General features: G+C 76.7%; 9 protein-coding genes. All 9 read right to left on the minus strand.

Annotated features, from left to right (window positions below):
• Positions 1-26 precede the first annotated feature (26 nt).
• The 9 genes from KV205_RS33475 to KV205_RS33515 all read right to left on the minus strand — a co-directional run bounded on the left by KV205_RS33475 (position 27) and on the right by KV205_RS33515 (position 17,992).
• Positions 27-1,799 carry a hypothetical protein gene (locus KV205_RS33475; protein ID WP_265868692.1) on the minus strand — a complete coding sequence of 591 codons (1,773 nt, stop codon included), beginning with the start codon at positions 1,797-1,799 and terminating at the stop codon, positions 27-29.
• Positions 1,800-1,802: 3 nt separating this feature from the next.
• Positions 1,803-4,064, minus strand: coding sequence for a hypothetical protein (locus KV205_RS33480; protein ID WP_265868693.1), 2,262 nt, complete (start codon positions 4,062-4,064; stop codon positions 1,803-1,805).
• The gene (locus KV205_RS33485; protein ID WP_265868694.1) at positions 4,061-6,715 is read right to left on the minus strand and encodes a hypothetical protein; all 2,655 of its coding nucleotides are present in this window, start codon (positions 6,713-6,715) and stop codon (positions 4,061-4,063) included. The genes KV205_RS33480 and KV205_RS33485 overlap by 4 nt, the downstream gene beginning before the upstream one ends.
• Positions 6,712-9,999, minus strand: coding sequence for a tubulin-like doman-containing protein (locus KV205_RS33490; RefSeq protein WP_265868696.1), 3,288 nt, complete (start codon positions 9,997-9,999; stop codon positions 6,712-6,714). The genes KV205_RS33485 and KV205_RS33490 overlap by 4 nt, the downstream gene beginning before the upstream one ends.
• Before the next feature lie 111 nt (positions 10,000-10,110).
• Positions 10,111-12,684, minus strand: coding sequence for a vWA domain-containing protein (locus tag KV205_RS33495; RefSeq protein ID WP_265868697.1), 2,574 nt, complete (start codon positions 12,682-12,684; stop codon positions 10,111-10,113).
• 7 nt (positions 12,685-12,691) lie between these two features.
• Positions 12,692-13,264 (minus strand): Pycsar system effector family protein, encoded by a 573-nt coding sequence (locus tag KV205_RS33500; protein WP_265868699.1) that lies wholly within the window; start codon positions 13,262-13,264, stop codon positions 12,692-12,694.
• Positions 13,261-14,535, minus strand: coding sequence for a hypothetical protein (locus KV205_RS33505; protein WP_265868700.1), 1,275 nt, complete (start codon positions 14,533-14,535; stop codon positions 13,261-13,263). The genes KV205_RS33500 and KV205_RS33505 overlap by 4 nt, the downstream gene beginning before the upstream one ends.
• Complete coding sequence (locus KV205_RS33510) at positions 14,532-16,862, minus strand: hypothetical protein (RefSeq protein ID WP_265868701.1); 2,331 nt, start codon at positions 16,860-16,862, stop codon at positions 14,532-14,534. The genes KV205_RS33505 and KV205_RS33510 overlap by 4 nt, the downstream gene beginning before the upstream one ends.
• On the minus strand, positions 16,859-17,992 hold the full coding sequence (locus tag KV205_RS33515; protein WP_265868702.1) for a hypothetical protein: 1,134 nt from the start codon (positions 17,990-17,992) through the stop codon (positions 16,859-16,861). The genes KV205_RS33510 and KV205_RS33515 overlap by 4 nt, the downstream gene beginning before the upstream one ends.
• Positions 17,993-18,116 lie beyond the last annotated feature (124 nt).

Below are 18,116 nucleotides of genomic sequence, written 5' to 3' on the forward strand. Positions count from 1 at the left end.
GCGGCTCGCGCGTGGTACTCCGCGTGTCACGAGGCCGCGATGACGACCACCACCAGGATCACGAGCAGCACCAGGGCCGCGCCGAGGAACGCGAAGGCGAGCCACCCGTCCTTCGCGTGCGGGGCGGCGGCGGTGCGTACGGGGACGGTGGTGCGGGTCGAGGCCGAGCGGGGCGCTTCGGACTTCGGACGGCTCTCCGGACGAGTCCGGGGACGGCTCTCCGGACGGGTCTGCGGGCGGCTCTCCGGACGGTTCTGCGGGCGGGGTGGGGGCTTGGGCTGTGGCTGTTCCGGGTGCGGGGTCGCATGAACCGGGGGCGGGATCGCCGCCCGTACCAGCTCGCGCCACACACGCTCGGGCAGTCCGGGGCGTTCGAGGGCCACGATCTCGCGGAGCACGGCCCGGCCCTCCGGCTCGGTGCGGGTCGCGAAGCGCAGCAGCAGGGCGCCGAGCCGGTCGGCGGCGCCGGGGTCGCCCCGGTGGTCGAGGAGCGGGCCCACCGCCCAGTCGTGCAGCGCGGCCGCGTCGGCGCCGCGCTCCGCGGCCGGGATCCACTCCTCGGCGACGGGCCGGGCGAGGAAGTACTCCTCGTCGATCACCAGGTCCCGGAACGCGCACTGCTGCGCGGGTGTCCAGCCGGGGAAGCGCCGTGCCGCCTTGCGGACGAGGACCTGGGTGTCGGCGTACGAGTACCCGGGGTCGCGCAGCACGGCCAGCAGCTCCGCGTCCCCGAGCCGGGCGGGCTCGGTCCGCCGTACCGGCTCGGTCCTCCGTACGGGCGGGTCCGCCGGCGCGCGTCTCGGCCGGTCCTCGGTGCGCGGCCCGCGCGCCTTGTCCCGGTCGAGGGCGGCCAGGGCGGCGCGGGCGCAGGCCAGGAAGGAAGCGTCGGGGAGGTGGCGGCGGGCTTCGGCGAGCCGGGAGCAGACGGCGTAGTCGCCGTCGCCCGCCGCGACCCCGCGGAGGTGGTGGGCGACCAGCCGGCCGGCGATCGAGTCGGCCGCGTCGCCGAGGCGTTCGCGCGGATCGCTCCGGTGCCGGTCGGTGTTGGGGCCGGCCGCGCCCGCCCAGCGGCCGACGAACACGAAGTTGAGGTGGGTGCTCTCGGCCGTGTCGTGGGTGGCGAAGGACCAGCGGCGGGCGAGGAGGTCGCCGAACATGCCGTACAGGCCCCACAGCACCGGCAGCGCCCGGTCGGCGTCCTCGTCGAGGAACATGAAGCGGCCGCCCGGACGCCGCAGCAACTCCGCCACCGCGCCGCCGAGTTCGACCTCGGCCCGGGCCAGATCCGCGTCGAGGGCGCGGAGTCCCGCGTCCCGCGACTCGACGAGCACGCTCTCCGGTATCCGGTCGAGCGCCTCGCCGCGCACCCGGCCGAGGTCCACCTGGGAGCCCCGCCACCGCCACGCGTGCAGGCCGAGACAGGTCATCGGGTCGAGCAGGCCGGCCGGGCCGACCAGGGCGTGGCAGACGGTGGAGGCGCCGCCGCCGGGGTCGGTCCAGGGGATCCGGCGGATCAGCATCGCGTCGGTCTCGCTCTGCAGCCGGATCAGCGCGGGCCGGACCTCCTCGCCGCTGGCCCGCAGCATGGGGCCGGCGACATGGAAGAGTTCGTCCACGTCGATCCCGCCGCCGGACCAGGCGACCGGGCCGAAGCCGGTGGTGCCACCGGCGTTCATGCCGTCCCAGCGGAAGACGATCTGGTCGAGCAGCTCGTCCGCACCGCCCCCACCACCGCCGCCCGGCGGCCCGCCCGGTGATCCGCCCGGTCCCCTCGATGCCCTCGCATCCGTCGGTGCCATCGGTCAGTCCCTCCCTCGGATCAGCCCGCACGCGGCGAAGACGGACAGCAGGGGCGCGAGCACCCGCCGGGGCCGGGCCCCGTGCGGGAAGCGGTCGCCGCGCGCCTGCCCGCCGGTCGCGGCGACGAAGTGCAGGGTGCAGCGCGCGCAGTCGTCGAACGGGCGCAGCCAGGCCGGGCTGGCGTGGTGGTCCAGGAAGGCGTAGGCGTCGCGGCTCTCGGCCGTCTCCGCCCCCGGGTCGTGCCGGCCCGGCAGCGCCCGGCCCAGCCAGCGGTCCACGGCCGGTTCGAAGCGCATCAGGTCGCTCTTGTTGACGGCGAGCGCGGCGGGCGCGGCGATCCGGCCGTCGGCGGACCGGGGCAGCCGGTTGAGGACGGTGGTGAAGGCCTCGTCGCCGAGGTCGCGGCGGGAGAGCCCGTACCGCTGGCGCAGCGGGTCGAGCGAGGGCATCCGCAGCGCGCGCAGCGGGTCGACGACGAACACGAAGGCGTCCACGCCCATCAGGAAGCTGGTCACCGGCCCGTCCTGGGCCAGGTCCTCGCCCGCGAGGTCGAAGAAGACCACCGGGCGCGGGGTGCGGCCGGGCGCGGAGACGAGCAGGCCGTCGGCGAAGCGGGCGAAGGTCTGCTGCCCGGTGCGGCCGAGCTGCCGCCCCTGCTGGAGGCTCTGCACCCGTTCGCGCAGGAAGGTGCGGTGCGCCTCCGGGTTGAGCGGCAGGCATTTGAGTCCGTACGGCTCCAGGCCGCCGAGTTCGACCTCGCCGAGCATCGCGGCCATCAGATGGGTCTTGCCGACGGCGGAGCTGCCGACGAAGGCGATCGACAGCGGGCGCCCGTTGGTGAGGTAGGGGACGGGCAGTTCGTGTGCCTCGTCGCCCTCGCCGCCGTGCGGGCACAGGTGGTAGGCGGTGCGCAGCAGGTCGTTGCGGCGGCCGGGGCGGTGTTCCCTGGACAGGTCGAGCGGGATGCGGTTGCCCTTGGCGTCGATGGTGACGAGCAGGCTCTCGTCGTAGACCACGGGCAGCAGGCAGTGCGGGCAGGTCCGGGCGGGCGGTGCGCCGGGATCGACGCCCGGATCGTCCAGGCCGGTCGCGGCACCGGGGCCGTGACCGGGGTTGTGAGCGGAGTCGGGGGTGAGGGTGACGGGCGGGCGGGCCGGCTGCTCGCCGAAGAGCAGCGCGCGCAGGCCGCGCCGGGGCGGGGCGCCCTGTTCGGCCCGCCCCGCCGGATCGCCCGGTTCGTAGCGGTCGTACGGGTCGTACGGGTCGTACGGGCCATATGCGTCGCCCGGATCGTCCGGGTCGGTGTCGCGGCGCCACGGCTCCCGGCGGCGGGCGATCTCGGCGTCGTAGCGGGCCCGGCCGGCGGCGAGCGGGTCGGCGGTGGCGACGGCGTGGGCGAGAGGGTCGGGCAGCCGCAGCAGCCGGAGCAGCTCGGCGGGCGCGGGCCGTCCGCCGGCCGCGGGCGCGAACAGGCCGCTCTGCGCGAGCGCCGCGAGCCGCCGGTAGTCGCCCAGGTCCTCCGGTGGCCCGTCGGCCCGGTCGGGGCGGCCGGGCGGGCTCGGGTGCCCGGAAAGGAGCAGATAGGCGAGCCGGGCGAGCGACCACAGGTCGTCGCGGGGGTCGGCGGTGCCGTGCCCGGCGCGCTGCTCGGGCGAGGCCCAGGGGGCGGTGCCGAAGGGCTCGCGGGGCTCCCCGGCGCGCAGCGCCGCGTGCGGTTCGGCGAGCCGCACATGGCTGCCGTCCCACCGTACGGAGTCGGGGGCGAGCGCCCGGTGGACGAGCCCGGCGTCGTCCAGGAGCCGTACGGCCAGGGCGAGCTGGCCCACGATCCGCTGCTGTTCCTCGGCGCCGAGCCGGGGCAGCCACTCGGCGAGCGGCGCCCCGGCGGCGCGCCGGTAGAGCACGAACGGCTCGGCGCAGTCGAGGTCGTAACCGACGATCCGGGTGAACAGCTCGGCGAACTTCTCGCCGCCGTAGCGCCGTTCGAGGACGACGGCGGCCGACACCTCCCGTTCGAGGAGGGTGTACGCGCGGGGGTCGGCCTGGGCGGAGGCGGGCAGCCGGAACTGGACGACGGGCCAGCCCGCGCCGAGCGTGACGGCCCGGGTCCGCAGGTGCGGCCGGCCGGGCGGGCGGGCGTCCTCGCCGTACCGCACGGAGAAGCGGACCGGTTCCTCGCGCGGGGTGAGGAACTCCAGCTCCTCGTCGGGACCTTCGGGCGGCGGTTCGGGTGGGAACCCGGGGGTGGGCGGGTCGGCGGTCATGGTGCTCCGTCCTCCTCTGCCAGGACCGTGTGCACGACGTCCGCGCGCAGCGGTACGAGGCGCAGTACGCCCGCGTGCCGGCCGGCGTCCGTCCACACCACGTCCTCGGTGGTGCCGCGCCAGATGTCGTCGCCGGTCGTGCCGCGGCGCATGGTCTCGGGCACGAACCGGACCCGGCGTACGGCGCCGGGTTCGTGGGAGAGCAGCCGCAGGTGCTCGGGCCCGCACAGCGGGACGGTCAGGCCCGGGTCGTCGTCGGCGGCGAGGAGCCGGGCCACGCCGTCCGGGGCGACTCCGGTGAGCCGCGCGGCGTCGGGCCGGTCGCCGCGCTCCCGGCCGGGCGGCGGGGACGCGGCGGCGTCCCGCTCCAGGCGGGAGCGGGTCTCGTCGAGGAGGGCGGTCATGGGCTTGTCCAGGGACAGTCGGGCCGCGTTGCCGGGGTCGCGTTCGATGCCGGCCCAGCAGCCGCGGAGCAGCCCGGCGACCCCGTCGGACAGATCGCCGTGGAGGGTGTCGACGAGGGCCGGCCCGCCGTCCCCGTACCGCCGCTCCAGCCAGCGCGGCGCGGCGGCGGGCCCGGAGTCGGGGTCGGGGTCGGGGTCGGTCTCGCGTACGGACCCGCGTTCGGGCTCGCGTACCGGCTCGGGCCGGACGGGCTCCGGCGGCGCGGGCGGTTCGGGGGGCGCGGCCGCGGGGCGCGGGTCCGGGACCGCGTCGGACCAGCCGGCGTCGGCCGGGGCCGCGCGGTCCGTCCACGCGTCGGAGACGGCGTCGGACCACGCCCGGTCGGACCAGTCGACCGGGTCGGACCAGCCGGCCGCTTCGGCCCGCCCGGCGCCGCCGCCCGGGCCCGGGGCCGGGGCCTGGTTCGATGCCCGGCCCGGGGCCTGGCCGCCGCCGTCCGTCCAGTCGTCCCAGTCCCATGCGCCCCGCCCGTACCCCTCGGGCTCCGGGCTCGTGCCGGGGCCCTCGTACGCGCCGGGCACGCCGGGTCCCTGGTAGGCGTCGGCCGTCGCGGCGAGGGCGCGCAGCAGCCGGGCCACCGCGCCGGCGCCGTCCGAGCAGTGGTGCCGTACGTCGGCGAAGAGCCAGTCGTGCACGGCGGCCGTGACGAGCAGGTGACGGACCTCCCGCAGGGCGCGGTCCGCGTCCTCGGGGTCGGCGCGCTGCCACCAGTCGTCGACGCCGTGGGTCCAGTCGCGCAGGGCGAGCAGCACGACCGCGGCGACGGAGACGGCGAGGGCGGTCGCCGCGGCCCAGACGGGCGGATCGAGGGCCTGGCCGAGGACGGCCCCGGCGACACCGCCGATCAGGCCGCCGAACAGCCGGGGCGCCGAGCCGGTGGCGCCGCCGCCGTCGAGGCGTCCGTCGGGCGAGCGGTTGGGGCGGCGGCGCAGCATGAGCAGGGCGAGCACGGCGGCGAGCAGGCCGACGGCGGGACCCAGGCCCCAGCCGAGGCCCGGCCACACCCCGGCGAGCAGGGCGAGGACGCCGGTCACGGCCGCGGCGACGGACCGCGGGCCGCCCGCCCGGAACGGCTCCTGCGCGGTGAGCCGGTCGAGCCGGTCCGGGCCGCAGACGGCGTCGAGCGCGGCCAGCCGGGCGGCGCTGCCGGCCGGCGCGGTGCGGGTGGACAGGGCGGCGAGCCGGGCCGCGACCGAACGCAGCGGCAGTCCGCTGTCGATGAGTCCGTGGGTGTGGTCGCGCAGCGCGGGCACGATGCCGGTGCGGCTGATCTCCCGGGGCATCTCCGGGAGGTGGACGCCCCGTTCGGCGAGGAGTCCGCGCTCCTCGACGGTGGGCCGGCTGCCGCCCGCGAGGGCGAAGGCGTCGGCGACGGTGGCGCGGAAGCGGCGCAGCGCGAACGCGGCCCGCTCGATGTCCCCGGGCAGGTCGAGGCCGCGGCCGGCCCGGGTGAGCAGTCCGGCGGGGCCGCGCACCCGCTCGTAGCCGTCGAGGGCGTCGTCGAGGGCGTCCCGGCAGGCCCGCTCCTCGGCTCCGGCCCGGCCCTGGGCGGGCAGCCAGTCGTGGGCGGAGAGCGAGCGGGGCACCGACTCGTCGAGGAGCAGGGAGAGTTCGCCGGGGACGGTGCCGACCGTGCCGGCGACCGGGACGTCGGGGCCGGTGAGGGCTTCGACGGCCTGCCGCCAGGCCCGGGCGCGGGCCTCGTCGCTGAGGTCGTGCTCCACGACCCGCGCGGCGGGCACGGCGACCCCGCCCGCCACGCGCGCGAGGGCCCGGAGGACCGCGTCGAACACCTCGGGGGTGGCGAGCACGTCGACCAGCGGGCGCAGCGCGGCGGCGTCCGGGCCGCGGAAGCCGTCGAGCAGCCACAGCACTCCGCCGTCGGGCGGCCACGGGGTGCGGGTGCGGCGCAGGGTCCGCTCGCCGGGTGCGCCGACAGCCAGGCAGACCACCCGGGCCGGGCCGTAGGAGGAGAGGCGCTCGTGCAGGAGCTGGTGGGCGACGAGCCGGTCGGCGTCGTCGACGACCAGGAAGCGGCGCTCGTCGGGGGGCTGCGGGACGGCGAGGGCGCGGCGGACCGCCTCCTCGGGTGCGTACCGGTCGGCCGGGTCGTACGCCTCGGCGCGCAGGTCGAGGCAGACGGCGTGGCCGGGGGCCGGCCGGCCGGGGACGACGCTCGTGCTCACTCCTCCTCACCGTCCTCCTGGTCCCACGGGTAGCCGCCGCCTCCGAACTCGGGCACGGCCTCCCGTACGGGCTCTCGCACGGGCTCCCGGACCGGCCCCTGCTCGGTCTCCCGTACGGGCGCGGGAGCGGGCGGCAGCGGGTCGGGCGCGGGAGCGGCGGACGGGGCGTGGCGCTCGTACAGCGCGCGGAGGGTCGGCCGGGTGGGCCGGCCCGCGCCCGCGAAACGCATGTCCAGGGCGGCCGGGTAGGTGACCTCCCAGAAGTCCCGCAGCGGCGCCAGCCATTCGGCGTCCTCGGGCCCGTACTCCTGCGCCATCTCCTCGAGCAGCCGCCGCTGGCGCGGCGCGATCTCCTCGACGAAGCGGACGAAGAGCGGCGAGGGGCCCGCCGGGGTGTGCGCGAGGCCCTTGGGCAGGGCCTGCATCAGGCGTCCGCAGAACTCCTCGATGATCTGCCCCTCGTCGAGCAGCGCCCACCGCTCGTAGGCCCGCAGCAGCCCCGCCCAGCTGGACAGCGCGCCGTCGAAGTCCTCCAGGCGCAGCGACATGGTCGCGCCCTCGCCCTCCTGGAGCCGGATCCGCACGCGGTGCGGCGAACCGTCCGGGCCCTCGGTGTGGATGTGTCCGTTCCACATCGTGCAGAGCAGGCGGTGCAGTATCCGCCGGCGGTCCTCCTCGGTGGAGACCAGCCAGTCGTCCTGGTGGCCGAGCCGCTGCCGCCAGTGCAGGAAGTCCTCCTGGCCGCCGCTGTCGCGGGCCTCCGCCCAGAGGGTGAGGACCGAGCGCACCTCGGAGATGTCGGTGAGGTTCATGCCGCTGCGGAACAGCACCACGGTGATGGACTCGGTGTCGACGGCCCGGTACTCCTGGGCGGCGCGCGGCGGCAGGTTGAGCTCCTGGCGCAGATAGTCGGAGGCCCGGCCGTCGGACTCGCTGGCCGGGTGCACGATGAGGATCTTCAGCGGGCCGCCGCCGTCCGGGGTGAAGCCGACCGGCAGGAGCCCGGCGAGCGCGGCCCGGAACTGGTCGAGCCAGCGTCCGTCGACCTTCGACTCGGCGGACTCGTCGCCGGCCGCCGCGCGGAGCAGCAGGCCCATGGAGGGCAGCAGCGGGCGGGCGAACCGGTCGTCGTTGGCCTCGCCGAACAGCCGCTTCACCCGCCGCTCGACGACCTGCTTGATCTCCTTGACGGCGGCGCCGGGCGAGCGGCGCACCGCGTCCAGGGCGCCGCGCCACTCCTCGGGCCGGACGAGCCGTTCGAGCAGCCCGGCCGCGTCGGTGTTCTCGGGCAGGCCCTCGCTCTGCACGAGCCGGTCGAGGACGTCGTCGTAGAAGGCGCGCAGGCTGTTCTGCGGCGGCAGGAGGTAGGAGACGCCGGTGCGGTCGTCGCGGTAGAGCTCGCGGCGCCGGTCGGCGAACAGCTTGCCCTCGTCCTGCTCGTGGGCACGCAACCCCTTGGCGAGCTCGCCGAGCTCGTGCAGCACCTTGGTGAGCGCGGGCCGCCACTGGGCCTCGCCGGCCTGCCAGGCCCGGTGCCACAGCGACCGGGCCCGCCACTGGTACCAGGCGTCCTGGCGGGCGAGGGCGTCCTGCACGTCGGGATCGCTCCAGCGGGCCGGTACGAGGCCGCCGGCGCCGCGCCGCACGTGCGGGATGGCGGGGGCGAGGGCCTGCACGTCCGGGGGCCGTTCGGCCTCGTTGCGCCGGTTGTCGAGCATGCCGGTGAAGCCGGCGGCGGCGACCCGGTCCGGGTGGCCGGGGTGCCCGTTGAGGATCATCTCGACGTGGAACGGGCTGACGATGCCGAGGAGTTCGCGCACCGCCGTGCCCGGCTTGAAGTCCTCGGTGAGCCGGGGCACGTCGCGGGACAGGTCCGACTCCAGGCGGCGCAGGGCGTCCTCCATGTCGCCGAGCCGGTTGCGCAGCTCCTGGGTGATCGCGCCCCTGCCCTTGGGGAGCTGCTCGGGCAGCGCCACGTCGGGGGCCTCGCGGCTCCACAGCGGGCCGACGCCTGAGCGGGTGAACAGCTCCTGGACCTGGGTCTTGTCCTGGGGCGTGGTGCGGCGGGCCTTCTCGCCGAGGCCGCGGACGGCCTGGGCGAGCAGCCGGCCGGCGACGATCTCGGCGAGGTCGTCGACGGGCACGGTGAGGGAGGCGGCCAGGCTGGTGGACATGCCGCGGTAGCCGATGCCGGTGCGGGCCGGGGTGGAGCGCTCGACGCTCTTGTTGATGAAGCTGGCCGCGAAGGACTGGTAGTCGTCCTCGGCGCGGGCGGCGGCGCCGGTCTCCTCGCTGAGCTCGGTGCCGATCAGGGACATCACCATGGCGGTGATGGAGCGGCGCAGGTCCTCGGTGCCGATGACGGCGGGCTTGGAGAACAGGAACGCGGTCTGCACGGTGGAGGGGCGCAGCGCGACCACCCCGTCGACGGGGTAGTGGACGCTGATCCGGCCGCGCTGCTCGACGTCGCCGACGTCGTCGAGGGCGTCCGGCACGTTCTGGTCGTCGACGAGCCGCGACAGGTCCACGAGGGCGCGGGCGGCGTTGAGTTCGGCCTCCCGGCCGCCGCCGCCCTCGGGCGGGAACGCGGAGGGCATGACGACCAGCGGATAGATCTTGACGCCGGGCACCTTGCCCTTGCGGAACTCGTGGCCGATGAGGTGGAGGAAGTCGTAGTAGATGCCGGCGCCGGTGCCGCCGGCGACGGAGAAGGCGACGAAGACGTCGCAGCCGCGGATCCGGCTGCCGCCGACCCGCTGGAGGTCGCCGGCCGAGTTGCCGATCGCGCCGATCGCCTCGCGCAGCTGCCGCAGCACGGGTTCGAGACCGGAGCGCATGGTCGCGAACAGCGCGGCCCGGCCCACCGTGGGCAGTTGGCCCGCGCCGCTGTGCAGCGGCGCGACGCGCGGCTGCCGGGCCTGCGGCGGCAGCCACAGCTTGGTCTCCTCGTGCAGGGCGACCCGCAGCATGCGGGTGACCTCGGGCGAGGAGTCGTAGTCGGTGGGCAGCAGGTCGCGGACCATCCGGGAGGTACGGGAGTACGCGGCGCCCTCGGCGCCCTTGGCCCGGAACTGGGGCTGGCGGGTCAGCTCGGCCTCGCTGAAGTCCGCGTACACGAACTGCAGGCAGTCGGGCAGCTGGAACGGCAGCCGCCGTCCGCCGTCGACGAGTTCGGTGCCGTCGGGGCCGCACAGCTCGCGGCGCAGGCTGCGTTCGAGCTCGCTGCCGATGCGGCCGCCGGTGCCGCCGAGGCCCACGAACAGCATGGGCTGGTAGATCTTCATGTCGTCTCCCCTGGGGCCCCTGAGGACCTTTCGTTCGTACGTGCGTGGGGCGTCGGTCGTGGGTGTAGGGCGTGGGTCCGGTGGGCCGGTCCGGTGGGCCGGTCCGGTGGGTCAGAAGTCCGGGTCCCAGGCGGGCGTCGTGGTGGGCGCGTTCGGGGCGTCGGGTCCGGGGCCGTGCGGGCCGCCCGTGGTGGGCGGCAGGGCGTCCCCGGCCGGGGCGGAGCCGCCGGTCCGGCCGGGCCGCCCGGTGCGACCGGTCCTGCCCGGCCGGCCCGTACCGCCGCGGCGGGCTCCGGGGAGCAGCCGGCCGGCGGGTATGCGGCCGCGGGCTGCCGGGCGGCGGTCCCGTACGACCAGCTCGCACTCGTCCACGGCGACCGGCTGGCCGGCACGGATCGACGTCTCCCGGCCCCGGTGCGGGCGGAACAGCAGCTCGCCCGCGCCGGTCCGGCGCAGCCGGTGCGCCCCGCCGCCCCGGGACCCGCGCCGCAGGGTGGGCGCGGCGCCGCGCGGCTGGTCGATGCCGAACTCGTACTCCCCGCCCGGGCTCTGTCCGGCGTGCACGACCAGCGTGTGCAGGACGACCCCGTCCCTGAGGAGTTCGATCCGCACCCCGGTCAGGTCCTTCGTCCGCCGGCCGACGGCGATGCGTACGGCGGCCACGGCGGCGAGCAGGACGAGCGCGATCGCGCCGCCGACGACGTACGGCCACCAGCGGTCCCACCAGGTGGGCGGCGCCTCGACGCGGACGTCGAGGAAGACGGCGTCGAGCTTGCTGTCGCCGCGCCCGGTGTCCAGGACGACGAGCCGGCCGCCGAGCGCCCCCAGCGGGGCGTCCTTGCCGACGGTGAGGGTGAACTCGGCGCGGGTCGCCGGGCCGGGCTGGGCGACGACGGTCGCCGGGGCGAGCGCAAGGCCGGAACCGGGCCCGGAGTTGGCCCCTGTTCCGCCCGGTTCGTCCTCCAGGGCGAGGCGGAGGGTGTGCGGGGCGCTGTCGTGGTTGGTGAGGTCGACCCAGCCGTGCACGGTGTCGCCGGGGTGCACGGTGACCCGGTCGACGGAGACCTGGGCCTCCAGGAGCGGGGTGCCCTGGGTGACGGTGGTGTGGAAGGGGCGCCGGTCGGAGGTGACGCCCGGCGCGGCCATGTCCGCGACGATCTCCAGGTCGCCGGTGGCGGTGGCCGGCACGGTGAGCCGGCCGGTGAAGCGGACGTCCCCGGCCGTGCGGTCGGGTGCCTTTCCGTCGTCGGCGAGGCGGACGGTGACCGGGGCGAAGCCGCCGTCGCCGGTGATCCGGGCGCTCACGGTGACGCCCTGCAGCTGGCGCGGGTCGGTGATGACGACGCCGCGCCGGGTCTGCATCCGCACCTCGACCACGGCCTCCTGGCCGGCGCGCGGCGCGACCGGGTCGAGGACCACGGCGGACCGCAGCCTGCCCTGCCAGATGGCCCGTACGGCGACCTCGCGGTCCCGGTGCCCCTCCGGGGCCTCGATGTGCACCCGCCAGCGGCCGGGCAGCGGGTTGCGCACGCGCAGCGCCTCGACCGGCCCGTCGGCACCGCTGACCTCGAAGGCCGAGCCGTCGAAGTCGCCGCGGGTGGGCACCGGCCGGTTCCGCGGGTCGAAGTAGGTGACCCGCACCTTCGGGTCGTGCTTGGCCACGGTGAGGGAGCCGTCGGTGGCGATCGGCGGGATGGTCACGAAGAGGTCGGCGGGCGGCTTGCCGGCGGTGCCGTCCACGATGCTGGCGCAGCGTGCGGCGGCGAAGGTCTCCTGGAGCGCCTTGTCGATCTGGCCGGAGCCGGCGACCACTCGCATCCGGGGCGCGGAGCCGGGCACCTCGGAGCAGGCGCCGCGGTAGCCGCCCTCGGCCATCGCGGTGAGCGCCGCCCGGTCGATCTCGCCGCCGAAGCCCAGCGGCCAGATCTGCACCCCGGCCGCGCGGGCCCGGGCCAGCTCCTCGGCCAGCCGCTTCTCGCCGTTGGACTGGCGGCTGGGCGCGTCCGTGCCGTACTCGGGGCTGTCGCTGACGTCGAGCCGGCCGTCGGTCAGCAGGAAGACCACCTTGGGGGTCTTCGGTGCCGCGGGCGCCCCCGGGTTCTTCGCCGGGCCGCCGTCGCCTGCCGTGCCGCCGTTCTCGGTGAGCCGGGTGACGGCCTGTCGGACGGCCGCCGGGAAGTCGGTGCCGGGGCCGAGCCGGGCCCGGTCGCGGCGGTTGAGCTGCTTGACGCAGTCGCTGAGCCGCTGGCGTCCGGCGGCGTCGACGACGGCGAGCGGGCAGACCTCGTTGACCGGCGACTGGCCGGCCTTCTCGGAGCTGCCGAAGCCGATGACGGCGGCCCGGGAGCGTTCGGAGATCTCGCCCTGGCCGATCAGCGCGGCGGCCTCGGTCTCCCGGGCCAGGTCCTGGTCGGCCAGGCTCTCCGACTGGTCGACGAGGACGACGAAGTCGATCGGGTCGGCGCCCTCGGCGGGGTCGGCCGCCGCCGCGCGCGCGGGCAGAGCGCCGGCCGGGCCGGCGAGCGGCCCGGCGACGACGAGCAGCGCGGCGGCGAGCAGCGTCCCGCCGGTCCTGAGGCTCCGCCCGACGGCCCGTCCGATGTCTCGGCGGGTGCTCGGGCGGGCGCTCGGGCGGTGGTTCTGCGGCGGGGTGCGCCACGGCTTCGACTGCACGGTCACCTTCATGGGCGTGTCACCACAGTTCGCTGAGGAGGGCCAGGAGGGCGCCGAGCACGAGGGCGGCGACGCCCAGCCGCAGCCATCGGTACTTGGCGGCGAGGACGAGGCCGTGGACGCTCGCCTGGTCCAGGAGCCAGCCGGTGGCGTCCGGTCCTGCGGCCTCCAGGCGGGTGCGCAGGGCGTCCGCCGAGGTGCCGGAGACGAGCGTGCGGAGCAGGGTGCGTTCGGCGCCGGGCCGGGTGCGGGGCAGCACGACGGAGACCAGCATCAGCACGCCGGCGGTCCACAGCGCTCCGGCGGCGACGAGCAGGACGCGGCCGGCGCCGCCGGGCAGCGGGCCGTGGTCGCGGGAGAAGACGATCGCGAGGAAGGCGAGCGCGCCGGACAGCAGGATCGCGGCCTTGGTGTCGGCACGGCCGATGTCCTCGCGGACGGTGGTCAGCAACTGCTCGGCCATCCGCCGCAGTTCGCCCGGCTCCGGCGCCTCGGCGGGACGGGCGGGGCGGGCCGGGGTCGCCGCGGGTGCGGGTACGGGTGCGGGCTCGGGTACGGGCGTGGGGGCGGTGCCCCCGGTCGGGGTGCTCATTCGTCGTCCCAGTCGTCGAACGCGTCGCTCGGCTGGGAGCGGGGAGCGTCGTGGCGGTCGCGGTCGCGGGCGTCGTACGGGTCGTCGTACGGATCGGGCCCGGACGCGGGCCGGACGTCGGTCGGCTCGTAGATCCGCCGGTCCTGGGGCGCCGCCTCCGGCGCGGGCTCGTCGTCCCAGTGGGGCGCGGCGGGCTCGGGCCGGGCGGGCTCCAGGGCGCGCCGGCCGGAGCCGCGGTCGCCGTCCAGGACCTGGGAGGCAACGCCGCCGAGGATGGCGCCGGTGGAGCCGCGCAGATGCTGCAGGACCTGGAAGGCCTGCTCGTCGATCTCGTGGCGTTCGAGCACGCCCGCGTCGAGGAGCTTGGTGAAGACGGTGAGCAGGTCCGCCTGGCCCTCGCGCTTCTCGCGCTGGAGCTGGGTGCGGATCTCCCATTCCCGATCGGGGTTGCTCGCCATGTGGTGGGCGATCTGGGCCAGGTCACCGCTCCGGAAGACGGCCATCAGCGCCTCGGCGCGGGCCTCGATCCGCTTGCGGTCCCACGCCTCCTGGCGCAGTTCGCGCTCGGCGACCCGGGCGTCGGAGCCGCTGGCGACGCCGGCCTGGTCGCCCCGGGCCACCTCGATCCTGGTCTGCTCGGCCAGGTCGAAGAAGACGTAGACCTGGGTGCGCAGTCCGATGTCCCGGCCGATGACGAGCCGGCCGGAGGCCAGTTCGTCCCGGACGGCCTCGTCGGCGCGCTGGGCCTCGGTGAGCCGGAAGCGGCGGGACAGCGAGCGCAGCCCGTCGAGCAGGTCGTCGTGCAGCAGCTCGGCCACGTTCCACGCCTGTTCGCGGACCACGAGGTAGGGGTCCTCGACCGTCCACTGGATCCGGACCCGGACGTCGAACCAGGAGCCGTCGCCGGCGGCGGGCAGCCGCAGCGCGAACTCGGTGATGTTGCGGCCCAGTTGCACCTCGAAGACGGTGTACGGGGGGCGGAGCAGCGGCTTGTCGACGTCGTCCGTCCGGTCCGGCCACACGATCCGGTGCCCGCCGTTGCGGTAGAGCAGGACCGCCGCGATCTGTCCGCTGGTGCGGCGGTACGGGGGCGCGCTCTCGCGCAGCAGCGGTCCGAGCGGCCCGGTGCCCGAGCCGTCCCCCGCCTCGGCTCCGCCCGCCGCCGGTGCCGGCGACTTCCGCTCCTGGGCGGGGTCCGCCCGCCGCTCGCGGCGCTCGCGCAGGCCGTCCGGCTCGCGGCGGACCTGCCCCTCCTCCTGCGGCCCGTTCATCGGTGCGCTCCTTCCGCGACGGCGTCCCACATGCGGCGCGCCGCGCTCTTGTCCAGGGGCCGGTCCCGGTCCCGTACCAGGTCGTTGAGAAGCCCGCGGAGCCGGTCCCGGTCGCGGCGCTCGACGGAGATCAGGGGCAGCAGCCCGCAGACGAGGTCGAGGGCGGTGGGGTCCTTGGCGGCTCGGCGCAGCAGGCTGCCCAGGCCGTCGAGGGCGGCCTCGCCCGCCCTCGCGGTGACGAGGCTGTGCCGCAGCAGCCCGCCGAGGACCGGGGCGAGGTCGGGCCGGGTCGCGAGCAGCGCGACCATCAGCGGCCGGGCGGCGTGCTCGTCGAGTTCGGGGACGTCCCGCAGGCCCCACAGATAGGTGGTGCGGGTGGTGAGGCTGCGGATCACGGTCAGGTGCACGAGGTTGGCCAGGTTCTGCCGCCCGTCGGCGAGCCAGCGCCGCATCCGGCGAAGGACCGGATCGGGGTCGCCGGAGGCGAGCAGCCGGGTGACGCTGAACGAGGCCGGCACGAGGACGTCGAAGTCGGTCGGCTCCTGCTCGCGGACGACGCGGGCGACGGCGTCGAGCGAGCCGCGCAGGCCGCCGGCCGCGTACTCGTAGCCATGGGTGAGCAGCGCGGTGTCGCGCAGCTGCGGGTCGTCCGAGGCGGCCCAGTCCTTGAGGGTGGCGGCGACGGCGGGCCGCACCTCGGGGTCGCGGGCCGCCTCGGCGAGGGCGGTCGCCGCCGCCATCCGGGCCACCGGGTCGTCGGTGCCGGCGAGCGGCGCGACCAGTTCGTGGTAGCCGTGGATCCAGTCCCAGGAACAGAGCACTCCGGCCGCGATGGAGGCCCGCACCCACACCTCGGGGCGGGGGTCGTCGCACAGGCCGCGCAGCCAGCGGGCGACCGGTCCGCGCACGTTGTGGTAGCCGTGCCAGACCTCGGCGAGGACGGCGGTGGCGAGCGCCGTGCCCTGGAAGCGGACGGCGCGCACCGGCACCTTGGCCCGGCCGAGGTCGAGCTCGCCGTCCTCCAGGACGGACCGGGCGAGCACCGGCCGGTGCTCGGCGTGGGTGCCGAACAGGCGCCGTCCCGCCGGGTGTTCGGGGTCGAGGGTGACGGCGAGCTCCCAGGCGAGGAGCTCGGCGGCCTCGGTGGCGATGCTGTAGGCGGAGCCGTCGAAGACGGCCACGGCGATCCGAAAGGCGGCGGCGTTGAGCAGCGGCAGGGCCTCGGGCAGGGTGCCGGGCCGGTCCGCACCCGCGAACCAGTCGCGGGCCTGGGCCCGTACGAAGGAGGCGCACTCCGCGAGGAGTTGCTCGTCGGTGAGGGTGCCGCGGCGGTGTCCGGCGAGGTGGTCGGCGAGCTGGGCGGCCTCGCGCGGCCGCAGCTCCTCCAGGCCGAGGGCGTCGACGACGTCGGCGCGGACCGCGAGGGCCCGGGCCTCGGCCGTGGCCTCCTCGGGCGCGCCGCGCAGCAGCAGCCGCAGATGGCGGTGGAGGACGTCGGCGGCGGGCGGCGGCGCGCAGTACATCCCGTACCGGCCGCGCAGCAGCCGGTCGGCCAGGTCGCCGTTGCCGAGGACGACCACCGCGTAGCCGTCGACGCCGCGGAGCAGGTCGGCGAAGCGGTCGAGGTGCAGCTCGGACAGGCGCACCGGAGGGCGCCGGGCCGGTTCGCCGCGCTCGCCGCCCCGGCCGTGGCGGCGCCCGTCCTCGGCGCGGACGACATCGTCCGGGCGGTGTTCGAGGAGGTGGCCGGCCTTCTCGTGGAGGGCGTCGGCGGTGATCTCGTCGACCCCGTGCCGGGGGTCGAGCCGGTGGACCCGCCGCCCGGTCTGCTCGGCGAGCAGCGCGAGGGCGGTGGCGGTGCGGCCGCTGCCCGGCTCGCCGCACAGCACCAGGACGCGGTGGCTGCGCAGCCGGTCCTTCATGCGCTGGTAGCCGTCCGTCTCGCAGTACACGTCGTCGAGGTGGTCGAGGGTCTCGGCCGGGACCGCGCCCTGCACGAAGTGCGGACGGTCGCCGAGCAGCAGCTCGTACCGGTCGCCGTAGTGGACGTGGGCGTCGCGGCCGGCGGCCGTGCGGTGGTCGCCCGGCGAGCCCTGCCCCAGGGAGCGGCGCGCGGCGCGCGCGGTCCCGGCGCCGCCGGTGGTGCCCGCGCCGCCGAGCGGGCTGCGGTCGGCCCGGTCGAAGGGATTCGGCTCCCGGGCCGCGTCGCCGGACGGGCCGTCGCCGGTCGTCGACGGCGTCCCAGGGGTGCCTCCCTGGGCCTCGTCGGCCTTGGGCTCCGCGTCGGGTGCCGCACCGCCGCCGTGGTCGAGGTCGTCGTCGCTCATGCCCGCTCCTCCCGCCCGCCGTCCTGGTGGCCGCCGCCCTCGCCGTACGTGTGCTCGCGCCGCTCCTCAGGGACGCCGGCGTACGAGTCGTCGGCGTCCGGGTCCTCGTCGTCCCAGTCCGGCTCCCACTCCTCCTCCGGCACGTCGTCACCCGTGCGCCCGCGCGAGCCCCCGTCGCGCGCCCCCGGACGCGCCGACCCGCCCGGCTCCCCGCCCCTCGTACCGTCCCGCTCCCCGTCCCGCGTCTCGTTGCGGATGCCGGTGATCGGGCCGTGGATCGTGGTGGCCTCGATCACCTGGATGTCGCGGCCCGCCGTGAACGTCCTGCTTCCAGCAGGGGCCTTGGGCCTGGGCTCGGCGGTGCCGGGCGGTGAGCCGTCCCCCCGCGACGGCCCACCGCCGGTCTGTGGTGACCCGTCCGGCCGCGGTCCCGGCGCGGCGGCGCGCGGGGCGCCGGCCAGGGCGGGCGGCTCGGGCAGGCCCGGCACGTGGAACCAGGCGTCCTCGTGGGTCTCCTTGGCCACCACCGGGGCCCGCCGGTAGCGGTCCGGCTCGACGAAACGGCCGCCCTCGATCACCACGTTCCGGTAGAGCGAGTCCGAGACGACGATCAGCAGATCGACCTCAGGGGCCTCCGTCATCACCTGGCGGGCGGGCGCGCTGTCGCACAGCCGGCAGGCCAGGTCCACGGCCCGCCCGACCAGGCCGCGCCCGTCGTCGAGGACGAGCCCGGCGTTCATGCCGACCCGCAGCCGCAGCCTCCGGCCCCCACCCCCGCTCCCGCCGCCGCTCCCGCTCCCCGCTCCCCCGCCTCCGTGGAGGGCGTTGTACGCGCGCAGGACGGCGTGCAGGGTGGCGATCCAGCGTCCGACCATGAGGGCCGGGGGCACGTCCGGGCGGAGCGCGGCGAGGATGCCGTCGCCGCGGTCCTCCTGGTGCACGGTGCCGGGCTCGACGCCGACGGAGGCGTACGCCTCTCCGAAGGCCTCGTACATGGCGGCCCGGACGAGCCGTTTCTCGTCCATGCCGAGGCGCCCGGAGCCGACGACGTCCCCGAAGACGACGAGCCGGTGGAGGGCACCCGCGCTCGCCCCCACATCCGCTCCCGTGCTGGCTCCCGTACTGGTCACTCGGACTCCTCTGATGTCGTTCAGGCGGTTCCGTCGTGCGGAGGTCAAGGGCCCTTGCCGCCCCGCGCCCTGGCCTTGGTGGTGGTCACGGGTCCAGCGTGGCTGCTTTCGCACCAGGGCGATG

It is taken from the genome of Streptomyces sp. SKN60 (genome assembly GCF_026236535.1).
In the GTDB taxonomy this organism is placed as follows: domain Bacteria; phylum Actinomycetota; class Actinomycetes; order Streptomycetales; family Streptomycetaceae; genus Streptomyces.

Bases quoted from the DNA above. Each gene is read 5' to 3' on its own strand.
- KV205_RS33495 (WP_265868697.1), bottom strand. From the start codon at position 12,684: ATGAAGGTGACCGTGCAGTCGAAGCCGTGGCGCACCCCGCCGCAGAAC.
- KV205_RS33510 (WP_265868701.1), bottom strand. From the start codon at position 16,862: ATGAGCGACGACGACCTCGACCACGGCGGCGGTGCGGCACCCGACGCG.
- KV205_RS33490 (WP_265868696.1), bottom strand. From the start codon at position 9,999: ATGAAGATCTACCAGCCCATGCTGTTCGTGGGCCTCGGCGGCACCGGC.
- KV205_RS33480 (WP_265868693.1), bottom strand. From the start codon at position 4,064: ATGACCGCCGACCCGCCCACCCCCGGGTTCCCACCCGAACCGCCGCCC.
- KV205_RS33505 (WP_265868700.1), bottom strand. From the start codon at position 14,535: ATGAACGGGCCGCAGGAGGAGGGGCAGGTCCGCCGCGAGCCGGACGGC.
- KV205_RS33475 (WP_265868692.1), bottom strand. From the start codon at position 1,799: ATGGCACCGACGGATGCGAGGGCATCGAGGGGACCGGGCGGATCACCG.
- KV205_RS33500 (WP_265868699.1), bottom strand. From the start codon at position 13,264: ATGAGCACCCCGACCGGGGGCACCGCCCCCACGCCCGTACCCGAGCCC.